13 protein-coding genes and 1 tRNA gene are annotated in these 18,555 nt (G+C 53.7%); 12 read left to right on the forward strand and 2 right to left on the reverse strand.

Going from position 1 to position 18,555, the window contains the following annotated elements; translation table 11 throughout:
• The first annotated feature begins 126 nt into the window (after positions 1-126).
• Positions 127-1,881: an ABC transporter ATP-binding protein gene (locus tag FHS19_RS31940; RefSeq protein ID WP_246426941.1), complete on the forward strand. Its 1,755-nt coding sequence runs from the start codon at positions 127-129 to the stop codon at positions 1,879-1,881.
• Positions 1,874-3,694: an ABC transporter ATP-binding protein gene (locus FHS19_RS31945; protein WP_183587134.1), complete on the forward strand. Its 1,821-nt coding sequence runs from the start codon at positions 1,874-1,876 to the stop codon at positions 3,692-3,694. Before FHS19_RS31940 ends, FHS19_RS31945 begins: the two co-directional genes overlap by 8 nt.
• A gap of 190 nt (positions 3,695-3,884) precedes the next feature.
• Here the strand turns inward: FHS19_RS31945 and FHS19_RS31950 are convergent, their stop codons facing one another.
• A complete protein-coding gene (locus FHS19_RS31950; RefSeq protein WP_183587256.1) occupies positions 3,885-4,703 on the reverse strand; it encodes an AraC family transcriptional regulator in 819 nt (272 codons plus the stop codon).
• 137 nt (positions 4,704-4,840) lie between these two features.
• Between FHS19_RS31950 and FHS19_RS31955 the strand changes: the two genes are divergently transcribed.
• Both FHS19_RS31955 and FHS19_RS31960 read left to right on the forward strand, forming a co-directional pair.
• The gene (locus FHS19_RS31955; protein ID WP_183587136.1) at positions 4,841-5,614 is read left to right on the forward strand and encodes a sugar phosphate isomerase/epimerase family protein; all 774 of its coding nucleotides are present in this window, start codon (positions 4,841-4,843) and stop codon (positions 5,612-5,614) included.
• Positions 5,615-5,655: 41 nt separating this feature from the next.
• A complete protein-coding gene (locus FHS19_RS31960; protein ID WP_183587138.1) occupies positions 5,656-6,675 on the forward strand; it encodes a Gfo/Idh/MocA family protein in 1,020 nt (339 codons plus the stop codon).
• 588 nt (positions 6,676-7,263) lie between these two features.
• Here FHS19_RS31960 and FHS19_RS31965 read toward each other — a convergent pair.
• A tRNA-Arg gene (locus tag FHS19_RS31965) sits at positions 7,264-7,337 on the reverse strand.
• A 262-nt stretch (positions 7,338-7,599) separates the two neighbouring features.
• Between FHS19_RS31965 and FHS19_RS31970 the strand changes: the two genes are divergently transcribed.
• From FHS19_RS31970 to yihA, 8 genes are all read left to right on the forward strand, one after another.
• A complete protein-coding gene (locus FHS19_RS31970; RefSeq protein WP_376772015.1) occupies positions 7,600-8,541 on the forward strand; it encodes a hypothetical protein in 942 nt (313 codons plus the stop codon).
• 141 nt (positions 8,542-8,682) lie between these two features.
• Complete coding sequence (gene tig / locus FHS19_RS31975) at positions 8,683-10,011, forward strand: trigger factor (RefSeq protein ID WP_183587140.1); 1,329 nt, start codon at positions 8,683-8,685, stop codon at positions 10,009-10,011.
• Positions 10,012-10,343: 332 nt separating this feature from the next.
• On the forward strand, positions 10,344-10,934 hold the full coding sequence (clpP, locus tag FHS19_RS31980; RefSeq protein ID WP_076174335.1) for an ATP-dependent Clp endopeptidase proteolytic subunit ClpP: 591 nt from the start codon (positions 10,344-10,346) through the stop codon (positions 10,932-10,934).
• 12 nt (positions 10,935-10,946) lie between these two features.
• Positions 10,947-12,203, forward strand: a complete 1,257-nt coding sequence (clpX, locus tag FHS19_RS31985; protein WP_076174338.1) for an ATP-dependent protease ATP-binding subunit ClpX — start codon at positions 10,947-10,949, stop codon at positions 12,201-12,203.
• Positions 12,204-12,320: 117 nt separating this feature from the next.
• Positions 12,321-13,418, forward strand: coding sequence for a flavodoxin-dependent (E)-4-hydroxy-3-methylbut-2-enyl-diphosphate synthase (ispG, locus tag FHS19_RS31990; RefSeq protein WP_183587142.1), 1,098 nt, complete (start codon positions 12,321-12,323; stop codon positions 13,416-13,418).
• A gap of 233 nt (positions 13,419-13,651) precedes the next feature.
• A complete protein-coding gene (lonB, locus tag FHS19_RS31995) occupies positions 13,652-15,406 on the forward strand; it encodes an ATP-dependent protease LonB (RefSeq protein ID WP_183587151.1) in 1,755 nt (584 codons plus the stop codon).
• Between the two features lie 89 nt (positions 15,407-15,495).
• Positions 15,496-17,832, forward strand: coding sequence for an endopeptidase La (gene lon / locus FHS19_RS32000; RefSeq protein WP_183587153.1), 2,337 nt, complete (start codon positions 15,496-15,498; stop codon positions 17,830-17,832).
• 17 nt (positions 17,833-17,849) lie between these two features.
• Positions 17,850-18,494, forward strand: a complete 645-nt coding sequence (gene yihA / locus FHS19_RS32005; RefSeq protein ID WP_183587155.1) for a ribosome biogenesis GTP-binding protein YihA/YsxC — start codon at positions 17,850-17,852, stop codon at positions 18,492-18,494.
• Positions 18,495-18,555 lie beyond the last annotated feature (61 nt).

Here is an 18,555-nt window from a genome sequence, read left to right on the forward strand (position 1 = left end):
GACACGGTTTTTTCGCTGCTCTGCAGGTTGGGAAAAGCCCAATCTTTTTTTTCTGTGGTATATTTTAATGGATAGGTCGGAAGCGGGTAATGATGAAATATCATTCAATGGAAACCAAAGGAGGGAATGGAACTCTTGAAAAGCTTCGAACTGCTCACCAATTATTTGAAGAAAAACGCGCTTCTCTACCTGACCGCCGTCGTCCTGATCATTCTGTCCAACGTGGATCAGGCGCTGCTGCCGCAGATTCTCGGTAAGGTGACCGATGGACTGAAGGAACGTTCGATCGGTCGCGAGGACATCATCCGCTACAGCTTGATCCTGCTAGGGATCGCCGTGTCCTATGGCGTGCTGTTCGGCTTGGGGCAGTTTACCATTATGCGTCTCGGCCGGCGGTTCGAGTTTTTGACAAGGGGCCAAATTTTTGCCCAGTTTTCCCGCCTCAGTGAGGACTTTTTTTCCAAACAGGGGACCGGCAAGCTGCTCAGCTATGTCATGAACGACGTGACTTCGGTTCGGGAAGCGATTTCATTCGGAGTCACGCAGACGACCAACGCCGTATTCATGGTCATCTCCTGTGTTGTGATGATGCTGGTTACAGGTATACCGGTAACCCTGATTCTGGTCAGCGTCTGCCCGCTGGTCGCCATTCCGTTTCTGGTCATTTATTTTGGTCCCCGCATCCGGAACCGGTCGATGGATGTGCAGGAAGGGCTGGCCACGATGACGGAATCCGCCGATGAGCAAATCGGGGGCATCCGCGTCACGAAGACGTTCGCGATCGAGGAGACGGCGCAGCGCCGGTTTGACGAGACGGTCGACGGGGTGCGCGGCGCGCAGCTGCATCTGGTGAGGATGTCATCCTTGTTCCAGGCGCTGCTTCCTTTTCTGGGGGCGTTATCTCTGGTCGTCTCGCTGCTGGTCGGCGGATATATGACCATTCAGGGCAGGATGACCCTCGGGAGCTTCGTTGCGCTGACCTTCTACCTCCGGATGCTGACGGGACCGCTGCAGCAGATCGGCAACGTCATCAACATGATGCAGCGTTCGGGAGCTTCCCTGGAGCGCGTCAACAGGCTGCTGGCCCGGGTGCCGAGCGTGATGGACAGGGACGGCGCTTCGGACCTTGCCCGCATCGGGGAGATCGCCGTGGACCACTTGACGTTCTCTTATCCGGGGACGTCGGAACAAGCGCTTAAGGACGTCAGTTTCACCATTCCGGAAGGCCGCACCGTCGGGCTCATCGGCCGCACCGGCAGCGGCAAATCGACGCTGGCGAAGCTGCTTCTGCGCATTTATGAGCCCCCGGCCGGCAGCATTAAGGTGAACGGCCAGGACATTACCCGCGTGACCCTGGAGTCGCTGCGCCGCAAGATCGGCTATGTGCCGCAGGACGGCTTTTTGTTCAGCACCGATATCGCCGACAACATCGCCTTCAGCGACCGTTCCGCCGGCATCGAGCAAATCCGCGAGGCAGCGGCCCAGGCTTTGCTGCTGGAAAGCGTCAATTCCTTTGAAGCGGGATTTGAGACCCGGCTCGGCGAACGGGGCCTTACGCTGTCCGGCGGTCAAAGGCAGCGAGCGAGTCTGGCGAGAGGGCTGATGAAAAAGCCCGAGTTCTTGATTCTCGACGACAGCATGAGCGCCGTCGACGCGATGACGGAATCGGGCATCCTCGGCAATTTGATCCGGGAGCGCAGCGGCAAATCGACGCTCATTATCGCGCACCGGATCAGCAGCGTCCAGCATGCCGATGAAATCATCGTGCTGGATCAAGGACGCATTGTCCAGCGGGGCAACCATGAGGAATTGATGGCCTGTCCGAACGGGCCTTATGCATCTTTATACCGGATCCAACAGGAGGGACTGCAGCATGCCTAATTCTTCAGCCGCTGCCCTCAAGGCAACACAAGCGAAGGATACAGCGGATAAGAAAAAATCATTTGAAGCCTTCAGGGCGATACTGGCTTACGGCAAACCGCACAAGTGGGCTTTTGCCGGCGTGTTCGTCTGCGCGATTCTCGGCATTTCCGCCGATCTGCTCCAGCCGTATCTGGTCAAGATCGTTATCGACGATCATTTGGCTGTCGGCGGCAGGGACATGGGATATATCGCCACGATCGGCGGCATTTATCTTGGAATTTCGGTCGTCAGCTTCATATTCACGTATTTGCAGAATAACCTGCTGCAGTACGCGGGTCAAAGCATTGTAGCACGGATCCGGAAGGATCTGTTCCAGCATATTTCCAAGCTGTCGATGTCCTATTTCGACCGCGTTCACCGCGGCAGTCTGGTGACCAATGTCTCCAGCGACACGGAGACGATCAGCCAGTTTTTCACGCAAGTGCTGCTCAGCTTGATCCGCGACGGCATGACGCTTGTGCTGATCATTGTCTTTATGTTTCAGCTCGATACGACGCTGGCCTGGTATTCGATGATCGTCCTGCCGGTCATCGGCCTCGTGGCCTTCCTGTTCCGCCGCTATTTACGCCAGGCGTACCAGGTAACCCGGAGCCGCTTGTCCCGGTTAATCGGATTCATTGCGGAGAATTTGTCCGGGATGGGGCTGATTCAGGCCTTCCGCCAGGAAGAGGAGCAGACCCGGCGTTTTAACGAAAATAACCAGAGCTACTGGGAAGCGAACATGAGGGAGGTCCGCGCCAACGTACTGTTTAACCGGACCTTCGACATACTGGGCAACGTCGCCCTTGTCACGGTCGTCTGGCTGGGCGGACTGGCGGTATTCCATGAGCATATGGCCGTCGGAGTTCTGTACGCATTTACGAGCTACATCCGGCAGTTCTTCCAGCCGATCAACCAGATCACGATGCAGTGGAACACGTTCCAGTCGACGACCGTATCGATGGACCGGATCTGGAAAATATTCAGCACCGAGCCCGAAGTGAAGGACCCGGATCCTGACAAAACGTGCCGGCTGCGCTTGTCCGAAGCCCGCGGCCGGGTCGATTTCAATCACATCTCTTTCGGTTACTCGGAATCCAAGCCTGTCATTCCCCATCTGGACCTTCATTTGAAGCCCGGGGAGATGGTCGGCATCGTCGGCACGACGGGGGCGGGAAAGAGCACGATGATCAGTCTCTTGAACCGGTTCTATGACGTCAATTCCGGCAGCATCAAGATCGACGGGGCGGATATCCGCGATATTCCGCAGCAGCAGCTCCACCGTCTCGTCGGACTGATCCAGCAGGAGCCTTATCTGTTCGCGGGAACCGTCCTGGATAACGTCCGGCTGTTCCAGGAAGACATCTCGCGTGAAAAGGTGATGGATGCCTGCCGGTTCGTCGGTGCGCATGACATGATCATGCGGATGTCCGGCGGATACGACACGCTGCTCTCGGAGCGGGGCAGCGGCCTGTCGGCCGGGGAGCGGCAGCTGATCTCCTTCGCGCGGATCATGGTCTTTGAGCCGAGGATCCTCATCCTGGATGAGGCGACGGCCAACCTGGATTCGCATACGGAGCAGCTGGTGCAGAGCGCGCTGGCGAACGTGTCCACCGGCCGGACGACGCTGGTGATTGCCCACCGGCTGTCCACGGTCATGCATGCCGACCGCATTCTGGTCATGAAAGACGGACGGGCGATCGAGGAAGGCACTCATGATGAGCTGCTGGCTATGCACGGATACTATGAGCAGCTGTACAATCATGCACGGCAGGCGGCCGATGAAGAGTAGCCCGGGATGCGGGGACTGCCCGGCGACACGGCTGAGTCGGATGTATAGAAACGGGGAGAGAGCGATGCTCTTTCCCCGTTTTTTATATTAAATAGATAAACTTTGGAGACTCAGCTTCCTTAACGCAAAAAACGACCGCTGACCATAAATCCACTGCGATCTTTTGAACTATGAGTATAGACCTGTCCGTTTATTTGTCCGGCTGCGGCTTGGCATCGGGTGCGAAGCTTTCCCTGTATTGGGCAGGGGACATCCCGTAGGTATTCCGGAACACGCGGTGATAGTAGGAATAACTGGCAAAACCGCAGGTTTCGGCGATCTCCTCCTGAGTCATGGTGCTGTATTTCATCCGTTCGATGGCGGCGTTCAGCCGGATTTCCAAGGCGTACTGGATCATTGTTTTGCCGTACTGTTCTTTGAAGATTTTCACGGCTCTGGACAGGCTCAGGCCGACATGGGCAGCGGCTTCCTCCAATTTAAAGGTAACGGTGGCATGCTCCTCGACAAAACGCTTCAGCCTCAGCGCGGTATAAGCGGTGCGGTTCGCCGGCTTCGTCTCCGTGATGGCCCGGTCCAAGCACAGGCACAAGCTTCGCAGAAGGTAACCGGTGAGCTCCACATTTTCCCCCTCCAGGCCGCGCCTTTTTTCAAGCAGCAGCTGCCTCCACAGTCCAAGCAGGCGATCATCGCTGCCAATCCGGCTGACGACCGGCCGGTTCATCCGGTTCCACCAGGCATCGATCCAGCCGCCTTCGCAAAACAGAAAATAATCCCCGCTCGAGACACGTCCCCCGCCGGCATCGTCATGCACCATAAGCTCGTATTCGTCCCCCGGCTTCAGCAGCAGCAGGTCCCCGCCCTCGACATGGTAATCGGTGCCGTTGCAGAATACGGTGCAGGATCCTTCCGTCTGCAGCCGGAATAAATAGGTCGTCAGACCCGCGCGGTGGCTGTTGCTGAACTGCTGGAAATGGTAGGAATAATCGCATATCAGCAGTCTGGCTTCCATCATGTGCTCCCCTTTCTCAAAAAAAACAAGCAGATAGTTCATGTTGCAATCATATTGTTTATGTTCATTTTAGCTTACTTGCATGTATGATAGTAGCAGATAGAGCAATCAATTATTGGGAAACGAGGTGCCCTTTTATGAAAAAATTGAACATTGGCTTGCAATTGTATACGCTTCGTGACGAAACGGCCCAGGATTTCCGCGGAACGCTTCGCAAAGTGGCTGAGCTTGGGTATGAAGGCGTGGAGTTTGCCGGATACGGTGACATTCCTGCCGAAGAAATGAAAACGCTTCTTCAAGAGCTTGGTCTTCAAGCGATCGGCGCCCATGTGGGTCTGCATCTGCTCCGGGCCGACCTGCAGAAAGAGATCGATTACCTGAAAACGATCGGCGCGAAAACCATGATGTGCCCTTACGTTGCACCGGAGAACCGCGAGAACATTGAGCAGTGGAAGGAACTGTTTACTTTCCTGGAGGAAGTAGGTACCGAGGCACGCAAACAAGGATTGACGTTCGGTTATCACAATCACGATTTTGAATTCGCGGACAAGATCGACGGCGAGTTTGTATTCGACGCTATGTACTCCTCCACTTCGCCTGAAGCCGTTCAAGTGGAAATGGACGTATGCTGGGTGCAGTTTGCCGGACAGGATCCGCTCACCTATATCCCGAAATATGCCGGACGCCTGCCGCTCCTTCACCTGAAGGACTTCAGCAAGGATGCCGAAGGCAACATGAAGACGCTTGAGCTTGGTCAAGGGGACGTGAATTTGCCGGGTGTCATTCAGGCCGCTTCCGATGCCGGAACACAGTGGCTGATCGTCGAGCAGGACGTCTGCCAGAATCCTCCGCTGCAAAGCGTGGAGAACAGCATGAACTGGCTGAAGCAGAACTACTTGAACCAATTTTAATGTGATTGAGATCAGAGCTGAAGAAAGGGAGATTTGTATCCATGAGTAAAATTAGAGTAGCGGTTTTCGGCTGCGGCGCCATCGCCCAGCGCAGACATATTCCTGAATACGCAGCGAACCCGAACGTGGAGCTGGTTGCTTTTGCGGATCCGCTCAAGGAGCGCGCTGAAGAAGTGGCGGCACAGTATGGTGCCAAAGCATACACCGACTACAAGGAACTGCTGAAAAACGAGAAGCTTGACGCAGTCAGCGTATGTACGCCGAACTACCTTCACGCTTCGATGAGCATCGACGCGGCGAATGCCGGTCTGCACGTCCTGGTGGAAAAGCCGATGGCGACCACGAAGGAAGAAGGGGAGCAGATGATCGAAGCGGCCCGCAAAAGCGGCGTCTTCCTGATGGTGGGCCATAATCAGCGCCTCATGCCTCCGCACGTGAAGGCCAAAGAAATTCTGGACTCCGGCAAGCTCGGCAAAGTGCTGACGTTCCGCACGTCTTTCGGCCACGGTGGTCCGGAAAGCTGGAGTGTTGACGGACGCGACAGCTGGTTTTTCCGTAAAGATGAAGCGATCATGGGCGCCATGGGCGACCTCGGCGTGCACAAATCCGACTTCATCCGCTATTTGCTGAACGATGAGATCGTGGAAGTCGCCGGCTTTATCGGTACCGTTCATAAGGAAGGTACGGATGTGGACGACAACGCGACCTGTATCGTCCGCATGAAGAACGGAGCCGTGGGCACGTTGATGGCAAGCTGGACGCACTACCGTTCCGGCGACAACGGCACGGTGCTCTGGTGCGAAAACGGCTGCATGAAGATCGGTACCGTCGAAGGCGACGAGGTTATCGTCGAACTGACCAACGGCACTGTGGAAACGTACAAAGTCGGCGCCATGGCGACGAACGAAAAGCAAGTACCGAGCGGCGTCATCGACGCCTTCGTGGAATCGATCCTGACCAACACGCCGCCGCAAATTTCCGGCGAAGAAGGTCTGCGCTCCCTGAACGTCATCCTGGGCGCGTTTGAATCGCAGGACACCGGCAAGATCGTGAAGCTGTAACAAGTATGAAGAGAGGACCTTGGGGTCCTCTTTTTTTGTGTTCTGTTGCGAGAAGGGGGAGTTATGGAAGTGGATGCTACCGAAGCGTATGCTCCGACGAACCCCCTGAAGGGGTTCTCAATTCCCTCCTGAAACTAAAAAAGCTCTCCAATATGGAGAGCTTTCATACGTCCCGGATCGGGATACCGCCCCAGCGGGCGGACTGCGAAGCGGATGCTACCGAAGCGTATGCTCCCGCGAACCCCCTGAAGGGGTTCTCAATTCCCTCCTGAAACTAAAAAAGCTCTCCATTATGGAGAGCTTTCATACGTCCCAGAAGGGATACCGCCCTAACGTGCGGACTGCGAAGCGGATGCCACCGAAGCGTATGCTCCGGCGAACCCCTGAAGGGGTTCTCATCATTCCCTCCTGGAACTAAAAAAAGCTCTCCAATATGGAGAGCTTTCATACGTCCCAGATCGGGATACCGCCCTAGCGGGCGGACTGCGAAGCAGATGCTAACGAAGCGTATGCTCCGACGAACCCCCTGAAGGGGTTCTCAATTCCCTCCTGAAACTAAAAAGCTCTCCAATATGGAGAGCTTTCATACGTCCCAGGAGGGATTCGAACCCCCGACCGACGGCTTAGAAGGCCGTTGCTCTATCCAGCTGAGCTACTGGGACATAAAAAATTCAAGCAAGGAAGATCATAACATATAGTTGGAACAATATCAACATGTTTTTCTTTCCTTTCTCATCGTCCCCCGAATCTGTTCTCCGGGCTTAAGAAAAAAGTTGTTTCAATCCCCGTTTATATTATTAATGGTTTCTATACGTTTTTCATAGAACGAATGGGTTCCCCGTCCATTCACATGTTTTTTTTCAAGTTGAAAGAGGTATGCTATAATCAACAATTATTTGCAACAAGTAGCGGGGAAAGGAGGGAATACATATTAAAGAACATATTTCCCCAACGAAGGACAACGTCATTTTGTTTCCAAAGACGCTCGACTTCTATCAGATTCAGCTGACCGTCATGCTGGAAAATGAACGGTACGGGGAAGCGATGGAGCTTTTGCGTTTCCTGCTGCAGTGCCAAGGGCAGGATGAGAGGCATTATGAAGAATGGCAGGCGCTTCTGGAATGGCTGGAAGCCGCTTTTCCACAATATATGAATCACGGCGGCGGGCAGGGCACAGGCTTGGACTCTTATGAGCATGAAGAGGAGCCCAACGAGGAAGAAATGAAGCGGCAGAACGTGCGAGCCAAGCTGGCCGAAGACCACCATTACGCCGACAAGCTGCTGCACACCGCCATGGAAGAGCCTTTATCGGAGCAGACCATGCTCGCTCTCGAGCAGCTATCCTATCTGGAAGGCTCGGATATCGATGACAAGCTGGTGGAGTGGCTGATGCAGGCCCGTCTTCATCCGCTGCTGCAGTTCAGGGTGCTTCAAACGCTGCGCAAGCGCGGCATGCACGGCACGGTGCAGTTCAAGCGGGGACAGGAGCAGGTAAGCGTCGATATGGAGACGGTGCCTTTGACGCCGGAGGAGTTTCCGCCGCAGGTGGCAATGGTAGCGGAACGCGTGGCTGCGCAGACCGAGGTGCAGGAGCCGACGCTGTATTATTTCGCCCAGGAGCTGTGGTCGCAGTTTATTATGGCGATCTACGGGACGGAGGATTACCGGTCGATCCTGGATGAGGACGACACGACGATCGACATTTGGGCGGCCGCCCTGCATCAGATCGTTACCGAGAGCCTCACAGGCAGCCGCAACGAGGAGGAGTCCCGGGCGATGTACGGGATCACGGACACGATGCGCTTCCGTTTTGAGCAGGCTTACCGAAGCTTCAGGCAGTTCGTGTCGGCCGGCATGCAGGAGTAAGCGGTCGGAAACGTTTACCTGAAGAGTTGCCAAGGGCTTGCCCTTGAAAAACACGGCAATGTTGTTTATACTATAATGGTTATTCTGTGCGTGCTGATAACTTAAGTACATGTGAATTATTTTTGGAGGGGAAAGCATAAAATGAAAGCAACCTGGGAAAAAATAGAGAAGAACCTTGGCGTTCTTGAAGTTGAAGTGGAAGCAGACCGTGTAGCTGCAGCCCTCGACAAAGCTTTTAATAAAGTAGCAAAAAAGGCTAACGTGCCTGGCTTCCGTAAAGGTAAAGTACCTCGGCCGATCTTCGAAGCCCGTTATGGCGTCGAAGCTCTGTATCAAGACGCAATCGACATTTTGCTTCCTGAAGTATACACAGAAGCTGTCGACCAAACCGACATCTTCCCTGTAGACCGTCCTGAAGTGGAAATTGACCAATTCGCCAAAGGCGAAGTGTTCAAATTCAAAGCGAAAGTAACGGTTAAGCCTGAAGTGACTTTGGGCGAATACAAAGGCGTGGAAGTTCCGGTACAAAAGGTTGAGGTTTCGGACGAAGAGCTTGACGCTGAATTGAAGCGTCTGCAAGAACGTCATGCTGAATTGTCTGTTATCGACGAAGGCGCTGCCGAGAACGGTGATGTCGCCGTAATCGACTTCGACGGCTCTGTTGACGGCGTTCCTTTCGAAGGCGGACAAGCTGAGCGTTATTCTCTGGAACTGGGAAGCGGCACATTCATTCCTGGATTTGAAGAGCAGGTTGTCGGCATGGCAACTGGCGACTTCAAGGACGTGGAAGTGACTTTCCCTGACACATATCATGCGGAAGAACTGGCCGGCAAGAAAGCCGTGTTCAAAGTGAAAGTGCATGAAATCAAGCGCAAGCAGCTTCCTGAGCTGGACGATGAATTCGCCAAAGACGTAAGTGAATTCGAAACGCTCGCCGAGTACAAGGAAGACCTGAAGAAACAACTTCTGGAGCGCAAGGAACAAGAAGCGAAAGGCAATAAGGAAGCAGCTGTCGTAGACAAAGTTGCCGCCAACGCCGAAGTGGAAATTCCGCAAGCGATGATTGACAGCGAAATTCAAAACATGATGCGTGATTTTGACAACCGTCTGCGCAATCAGGGTATGAACCTTGAAATGTTCCTCAGCTTCTCTGGCCAAACGACGGCTGATCTGCAAGAGCAAATGAAGGAAGATGCCGATAAACGCGTTCGCAACAACCTTGTTCTGGAGCAAATCGCCAAAGAAGAGAACATTGAAGTAACTGAGGAAGACATCAACAAAGAGCTGGAAGTGATGGCTGAATCTTACAAGCGTACTGCTGACGAGATCCGCAACATCCTTACAGCAAACGGCTCGCTGGGAAGCCTGCGTGAAGAAATTTCTCTTCGCAAAACGGTTGATCTCCTGGTTGAGAACAGCAAAGAAGTGGAAGCAGCCGAAGAAGCTGCCGAAACGGCTGAAGAAAAATAAGAAGGAAACGGACGCGGCCTTCTGCATCTGACTCGGTGCGGAGGCTGACATAAGGGACCTATAGAGAGATAAGGCACGTATATCCACTGCGTGCCTTATTTTTAACTAAAAGTATCCATTAATATCTAAATCTTGCATGAAAATGGATGCTTTGTTTCCATACATATTCGATTCAAGAGTCCGTTTCGGGTTATAATTGTTAGAAGACTCATACACTGTATTAAATGGTGTGGAGTGAAAAAATGACATCGTGCTTTGAACATGTTAGAATAGTGCTGTAAACTTGATTGAAGCACGCATCACATCTTTTACATGGAAAAGAGGTTGGACACATGAGTCTGATACCTATGGTTGTAGAACAAACCAATAGAGGCGAGAGATCGTACGATATTTACTCCAGATTGCTCAAGGACCGCATTATCTTCCTGAGCAGTGCGATTGATGATGATGTTGCCAATCTCGTCATAGCTCAATTATTGTTCCTGGCTGCGGAGGATCCGGAGAAAGATATTCATTTGTATATCAATTCGCCGGGTGGTTCTGTCACAGCGGGGATGGGTATATATGATACGATGCAGTTTATCAAGCCTGATGTATCCACGATTTGCGTTGGTATGGCGGCGAGCATGGGATCCCTGTTATTGACGGCCGGAGCACCCGGTAAGCGTTTTGCGCTGACCAATAGCGAGGTTATGATTCACCAGCCGCTCGGCGGTGTTCAGGGCCAGGCGTCCGATATCCAAATCCATGCGAGCTGGATTATTAAAACCAGGGAAAAGCTCAATCAAATTTACGTGGAGCGCACGGGTCAGCCCCTTGAAAAAATTGAGCGCGATACGGATCGTGACTTTTTCATGAGCGCGGAGGAAGCGAAAGCATACGGCATAATTGACCAGGTTCTCACTTCACCGATTAAATCTTAAAGGGGTGTTTACATGTTTAAATTTAACGATGAAAAAGGGCAGCTGAAGTGCTCTTTTTGCGGGAAATCCCAGGAGCAAGTGCGCAAGCTTGTTGCTGGCCCCGGTGTTTATATATGCGACGAATGTATCGAGCTCTGCACGGAGATCGTGGAGGAAGAGCTCGGTCATGAGGAAGAGCTGGATCTGAAGGATATTCCGAAACCGAAGGAAATCTGCGATATTTTGGACCAGTATATCATCGGTCAAGAACAAGCGAAGAAATCGCTGTCTGTTGCTGTGTACAACCATTACAAACGGATCAATACCGGCAGCAAAATTGAAGACGTCGAGCTTCAAAAAAGTAACATTCTACTTTTGGGTCCAACCGGTTCGGGTAAGACGCTGCTTGCCCAGACGATGGCCAAAATTTTGAACGTTCCGTTCGCCATTGCCGACGCGACTTCCCTTACGGAAGCCGGATACGTGGGTGAGGACGTGGAGAACATCCTGCTGAAGCTGATTCAGGCAGCCGATTACGACGTGGAAAAAGCCGAGCGCGGCATCATCTATATCGACGAAATCGACAAGGTGGCGCGTAAATCCGAGAACCCTTCGATTACCCGCGACGTATCGGGTGAAGGGGTACAGCAGGCGCTGTTGAAAATCCTGGAAGGAACGGTTGCTTCGGTTCCGCCACAAGGCGGGCGCAAGCATCCGCATCAGGAGTTTATCCAAATCGATACGACGAACATCCTGTTTATTTGCGGCGGTGCCTTTGACGGCCTGGAGCAAATGATCAAACGCCGGATCGGTAAGAAAGTCATCGGCTTTAACGCAGGTACCGACAACCAGAAAGATCTGAAACCGGGCGAATACCTCGGTCTGGTTCTGCCGGAAGACCTGCTGAAATTCGGCCTGATCCCTGAATTCGTAGGACGTCTGCCGATCATTTCGACGCTGGAGCCGCTCGATGAGAAGACGCTGGTGCGTATTCTGTCCGAGCCGAAGAACGCGCTGACGAAGCAGTATCAGAAACTGCTCGAAATGGATAACGTAACGTTGAAATTCGAGCCGGAAGCCCTTGAAGCGATTGCCCGCGAAGCGATCAAACGCAATACGGGCGCCCGCGGACTTCGGGCCATCATCGAAGGCATCATGTTGGATGTCATGTATGAGGTTCCGTCCCGCGAGGATATCAAGGACTGCATCATTACGGAGCAGGTTGTCAAAGAGAAGATGATCCCGGAATTGATCAGCAAAAAAGATAAAAAACAAGAGGAAAGTGCGTAACTGTTGTTGTAAAACAGACGCCATTTTCCCAAATTTAGGTGCCGATTCTCCACTTCCGCCCTGCCGCTTGCTTCGCGGGGACGGGGTGGAGTCTTGGCGTTATGGGAGAGAACAATCATGTTTTTGAGACAAGACACACGGCCGGTCAAGGTCGGCAATTTGACGATTGGCGGTAATAACGAAGTCATTATTCAAAGCATGTGTACGACGAAGACCGCAAACGTGGAAGCCACGGTGGCGGAAATCCTTCGGCTCGAAGAAGCCGGCTGCCAGATTGTTCGGGTGACGGTCAACAATGTGGAAGCGGCAGAAGCCATCAAAGAGATCAAGAAACGCATTCATATTCCGCTGGTTGCGGATATTCATTTTAACTACCAGCTGGCGCTGAAGGCCATCGAGAACGGCATCGATAAAGTCCGGATTAACCCCGGCAATATCGGCAGCCGCGAGAAAGTGGAAGCGGTCGTCCGGGCTTGTAAAGAGCGCGGAATTCCGATCCGGATCGGCGTCAACGCCGGTTCGCTGGAATCCCATCTGTTGGACAAATACGGCTATCCGACGCCTGAAGCTATGGTGGAAAGTGCCCTATATCACATAGGCATTTTGGAGGAGCTCGACTTCCACGATATTATCGTGTCTCTGAAAGCCTCCGACGTGCCGATGGCCATCGAGGCTTACCGTAAGGCGGCCGAAGTCATTCCTTATCCTCTGCACCTCGGTATTACCGAATCGGGAACGCTGTTCTCCGGTACGATCAAAAGCTCGGCGGGCATCGGCGCCCTGTTGTCGATGGGCATTGGCAGCACCGTTCGCATTTCCCTGAGCGCCGATCCGGTGGAAGAAGTCAAAGTGGCACGCGAGCTGCTCAAGACCTTCGGTCTGATTTCGAACGCCGCAACGCTCGTGTCCTGTCCGACCTGCGGGCGGCTGGACATCGACTTGTTCTCCATCGCCAACGAAGTGGAAGCCTACATCTCCCAGCTGAAAGTACCGATTAAAGTATCCGTGCTGGGCTGTGCGGTCAATGGTCCGGGCGAAGCGCGTGAAGCGGACATCGGCATCGCCGGCGGTCGCGGCGAGGGACTGCTTTTCCGTTACGGAGAGATGATTCGTAAAGTGCCCGAAGCCGAGATGGTGGACGAATTGAAGAAAGAAATCGATAACATCGTCAAAGTATACGAAGAAACCGGAGCAATTCCGGGGCGCAAACACTAATTTCCCGGAAGAAGCCGCAGTCCTGCTTATGCAGTGCCGCGGCTTCTTTATTTGCACGTCGGCGCACATTTTCCAAAAAAGATGCAAAAAACCCGGCCCATCCCGTTTACTCATGGATGAAAAGGCTATACTACCATGTATCAGGCTAACGAACCTATTTCCGGCTAGATGATCTCAATCTGAAAATATGCCGGAAGAGAAGCCATTGAACTGAGAATCGGGAGGGATTTAATATGGATTTAACCATGATTATGATGCTGGTACAATTTTTCTTTGCGATCATCATCGGCGTCTATTTTTGGAATTTGCTCCGCGGGCAGAAGACGAACCGCACGGCGGTGGATCGGGAATCACGCAAAGAGATGGATAAGCTGCGCAAGCTGCGTTCGGTTTCGCTGACCAAGCCGCTGGCTGAAAAAACGAGACCGCAGACGCTTCAAGATATTGTCGGACAGAAGGACGGGCTTCGTGCGCTGAAGGCCGCGCTGTGCAGCGGGAATCCGCAGCATGTCATTATCTACGGCCCGCCGGGAGTCGGGAAAACCGCGGCCGCCCGGGTCGTGATGGAGGAGGCCAAAAAAAATCCGGCCTCGCCATTCAAAGCCGACGCCAAATTTACCGAAATCGATGCGACCACCGCCCGTTTTGACGAACGGGGGATTGCCGATCCGTTGATCGGATCGGTCCATGACCCGATCTACCAGGGTGCGGGCTCCATGGGCGTCGCCGGCATTCCTCAACCTAAACCGGGTGCGGTTACGAAAGCGCACGGGGGAATTTTGTTTGTCGACGAGATTGGGGAATTGCATCCGATTCAGATGAATAAATTGTTAAAAGTGCTGGAGGACCGTAAGGTCCTGCTCGAAAGTGCATACTATAATTCGGAGGACAGCAACACCCCGGCCTATGTGCACGATATTTTCCAGAACGGCCTTCCGGCCGATTTCCGCCTCGTCGGGGCAACGACGCGCTCACCGCAGGAAATTCCGCCGGCGCTGCGTTCGCGCTGTATGGAAATCTTTTTCCGCCCGCTGCTTCCTGAAGAGATCAGCCGCATTGCGGAGGATGCGATTCAAAAAATCGGTCTGAAGCCATGCCCGGAGGCGGTCGAGGTCGTGAAGCAGTATGCGACCAACGGGCGCGAAGCGGTCAATATTATTCAGCTGGCAGCAGGTTTGGCCTTGACGGAAAAAAGGGATTCCCTGTCGGCTTCCGACGTGGAATGGGTAGCAAGCAGCAGCCAGCTTCAGCCCCGTCCGGACCGGAAGGTTCCGGAGCGTCCGCAGATTGGCCTGGTCAACGGCCTTGCCGTGTACGGTCCGAACATGGGGGCGCTGCTTGAAATTGAGGTAACTGCCGTTCCTGTCGCCAAAGGACAAGGTATCTACAATATTACCGGGGTCGTCGAAGAAGAAGAGATCGGCGGGGGCAGCTCCAGAACACTGCGCCGTAAGAGCATGGCGAAGGGTTCCATCGAAAACGTGCTGACCGTTCTGCGTTCCATGAGTCTTTCGCCGGGTGATTATGATCTGCACATCAATTTCCCTGGGGGAACGCCGATTGACGGTCCCTCCGCCGGCGTTGCCATGGCCACCGCCATCGTTTCGGCGATGAAAGGGATACCTGTGGATAATCGTCTAGCCATGACGGGCGAAATCAGCATTCACGGCAAAGTGAAGCCGATCGGTGGCGTTATCGCCAAAGTCGAGGCAGCCTTCCAGGCGGGAGCGACGACAGTGATCATTCCGAAGGAAAATTGGCAGACCCTGTTCGAGGATTTGAACGGACTGCGCGTCATTCCGGTGGAATCGATCCAGGAAGCGTTTGGGCATATTTTCGGAAGCGAGCTGGATCGTCAGCTCGACAGCAGCGCTGAGGAAACCATCGAACCCGGCACCGCACCGGAGACATTCCCTGCAGCTTCAGCTTCCTTCCTGCATGCCAAGCCTGCACGTAACAGCCAAATAACGGATGCCGGCTCCTGCTGATCAGGCCACAAAGATTGGTGTTTTATGTGAACATTTGCTAAAATAAAATCGAATGTCATAACCTGAGAACGGCTGGAGGTGCAAAAGCGATGGGGCCCAGTAAATCAAAAGGCCGCCGGTTTCCTTTACTGCCTTTGCGAGGCCTTCTAGTCTACCCGAGCATGGTTCTGCATCTCGATGTAGGCCGGGAGAAATCGGTCAAAGCGCTGGAAAAAGCAATGGTGGAAGATAATTTGATTCTCCTTTGTTCTCAGTCCGAGGTGAACATAGAAGAGCCAACGCAGGAAGATATTTTCCGGGTTGGCACAGTCGCCAACGTCAGACAGATGCTGAAGCTTCCGAACGGCACCATCCGGGTGCTGGTGGAAGGGATGGAGCGCGCCGAGATCATTCAGTACACGGACAATGAAGAATATTACGAAGTCATGGCCCGTGAGCTGAAGGAGGAAGACAGCGACGATCCTGAAGTGGATGCACTGATGCGTACGGTACTCAGTCAATTCGAGCACTATATTAATTTATCGAAAAAGGTAACGCCCGAGACGCTGGCCGCGGTGTCCGATATCGATGAGCCCGGCAGGCTGGCCGACGTCATTACGAGCCATCTGTCGTTAAAAATCAAGGATAAGCAGGATATATTGGAGACTGTGGACGTTGGCAAACGGCTCGAGAAGCTCCTCGATATTCTGAATAATGAGCGCGAAGTGCTGGAGCTGGAGCGCAAAATTAACCAGCGCGTCAAGAAGCAGATGGAGAAGACGCAGAAGGAATATTATTTGCGCGAACAGATGAAGGCGATTCAGAAGGAGCTGGGCGAGAAAGAAGGCCGAGCCGGGGAAGTCGAAGAGCTGCGCGAGCAGATGAACAAGCAGGAGCTTCCCGAAAGGGTTAAAGAGAAGGTGGAGAAAGAAATCGACCGTCTCGAAAAAATGCCTGCAAGCTCGGCGGAAGGCGGCGTGATCCGCAATTATCTCGATTGGCTGCTTGGCCTTCCCTGGTCGACTAAGACCGAGGATGACCTGGATATCCATAAAGCGGAGCAGGTGCTCAACGAGGATCATTACAGCCTCGACAAACCGAAAGAACGCGTACTCGAATACCTGGCGGTTCAGAAGCTGGTGAAGAAGATGAAAGGGCCGATTCTGTGCCTGGTCGGACCTCCAGGCGTAGGGAAGACCTCGCTCGCCCGTTCGATCGCCAAATCGCTGAACCGCAAGTTTGTCCGGATATCGCTCGGCGGCGTGCGGGATGAAGCGGAAATCCGCGGTCACCGGCGTACCTATGTGGGAGCGATGCCGGGGCGGATCATCCAGGGCATGAAGAACGCGGGTGCACTGAACCCGGTTTTCCTGCTGGATGAGATCGACAAGATGGCTTCGGATTTCCGGGGAGACCCGTCTTCTGCGCTGCTGGAAGTGCTGGATCCGGAGCAGAACAATACGTTCAGCGACCATTTTATCGAGATTCCGTTCGACCTGTCCCAGGTGATGTTTATTACGACGGCGAATGCCATTCATAACATTCCGCGTCCGCTGCTGGACCGGATGGAAGTGCTCAACATTCCGGGTTACACGGAGCTGGAGAAGCTTCAAATCGCCATGCGCTACCTGCTGCCGAAGCAGAAACGGGAGCATGGCCTGGACGAAGACCAGCTGGAGATCGGGGAAGCGGCGCTCATGAAAGTAGTCCGGGAGTATACCCGGGAATCCGGCGTACGGAACCTGGAGCAGCAGGTCGCGGCACTGTGCCGGAAGGCGGCCAAGATCATCGTTTCGGAAGAGAGCGACAGGATCGTCATCGAACCGGACCAGGTGAAGGATTACCTCGGCAGTCCGAAATTCAGACACGGCGTGGCCGATCTGGAAGACCAGATCGGTGCGGTAACCGGCCTGGCTTGGACCGAGGTCGGCGGCGAGACGCTGATGATCGAAGTTACGGTCGTGCCGGGATCCGGCAAGCTGACCCTGACCGGCCAATTGGGGGACGTGATGAAGGAATCGGCGCAGGCCGCTTTCAGCTACACGCGTGCCAAAGCCGATGAGCTTGGCATTGACCCTGATTTCCATGAGAAGAACGATATCCATATTCATATCCCTGAAGGGGCTATCCCGAAAGATGGACCTTCAGCAGGCATTACGATTGCCACGGCCCTCGTGTCGGCCCTGACCAAGAAACATGTCTCCAAAGACATCGCCATGACCGGTGAAATCACCCTGCGCGGCCGGGTGCTGCCGATCGGCGGATTGAAGGAGAAATCGCTGGCTGCGCACCGCGCCGGCTACAAAAAAATACTGCTCCCCAAAGACAATGAGCGGGATCTGCGCGAGATTCCGGACAGCGTCAAAGAAGAAGTGGAGTTTGTTCCGGTGTCCCATATGGACCAGGTGCTGAAGCATGCACTGGTGGAGCAGGCGGGAGTGCACTAGAGAGGGTTTTATTTAACATGAAAGTTACGAATGCAGAATTTATTATCAGCGCCGTCGGCCCTGACCAATATCCTGAGGACGCCTTGCCGGAGATTGCTCTGGCAGGGCGTTCCAATGTCGGCAAGTCCTCCCTTATTAACCGGATGATCAATCGGAAGAACCTGGCAAGAACAAGCTCGACCCCGGGCAAAACTCAGCATATGAACTACTATCGTATTAATGAGGGGTTGTATTTTGTGGACTTCCCCGGGTACGGTTACGCCAAAGTGTCCAAGACGCAGCGGGCGGCCTGGGGCAAGATGATTGAGAAATACATGCTGGAGCGTCAGACGCTGAAGCTGGTCCTGATGGTGGTGGATCTTCGCCACCCTCCGACCAAGGACGATGTCATGATGTATGATTGGCTTAAGCATTACGACATCCCGATCTGCGTCGTAGCCACGAAAGCGGATAAAATACCGAAGAGCCGCTGGCCGAAACACGTCAAGCAAATGAAGGATAGCCTCCTTCTCCGCAGCAATGATTTGTTCGTCATGTTTTCTTCGGAGCTGGGTGTGGGTAAAGAAGAACTGTGGTCCGTCATCCAGTCGTTTATAGAAAACGGCGATTCTCCGCTGTCCGGGGCGGTTCCGCAGGAAGGGCAGCAGCAGGAGAGCCCGTAACGCCGCTAACTCAACGGAATTGCGATAAATTCGCCGTATGTTATAGGGATTCAGACTTTTC

This window comes from Paenibacillus rhizosphaerae (assembly GCF_014192015.1).
GTDB lineage: Bacteria > Bacillota > Bacilli > Paenibacillales > Paenibacillaceae > Paenibacillus_AQ > Paenibacillus_AQ rhizosphaerae.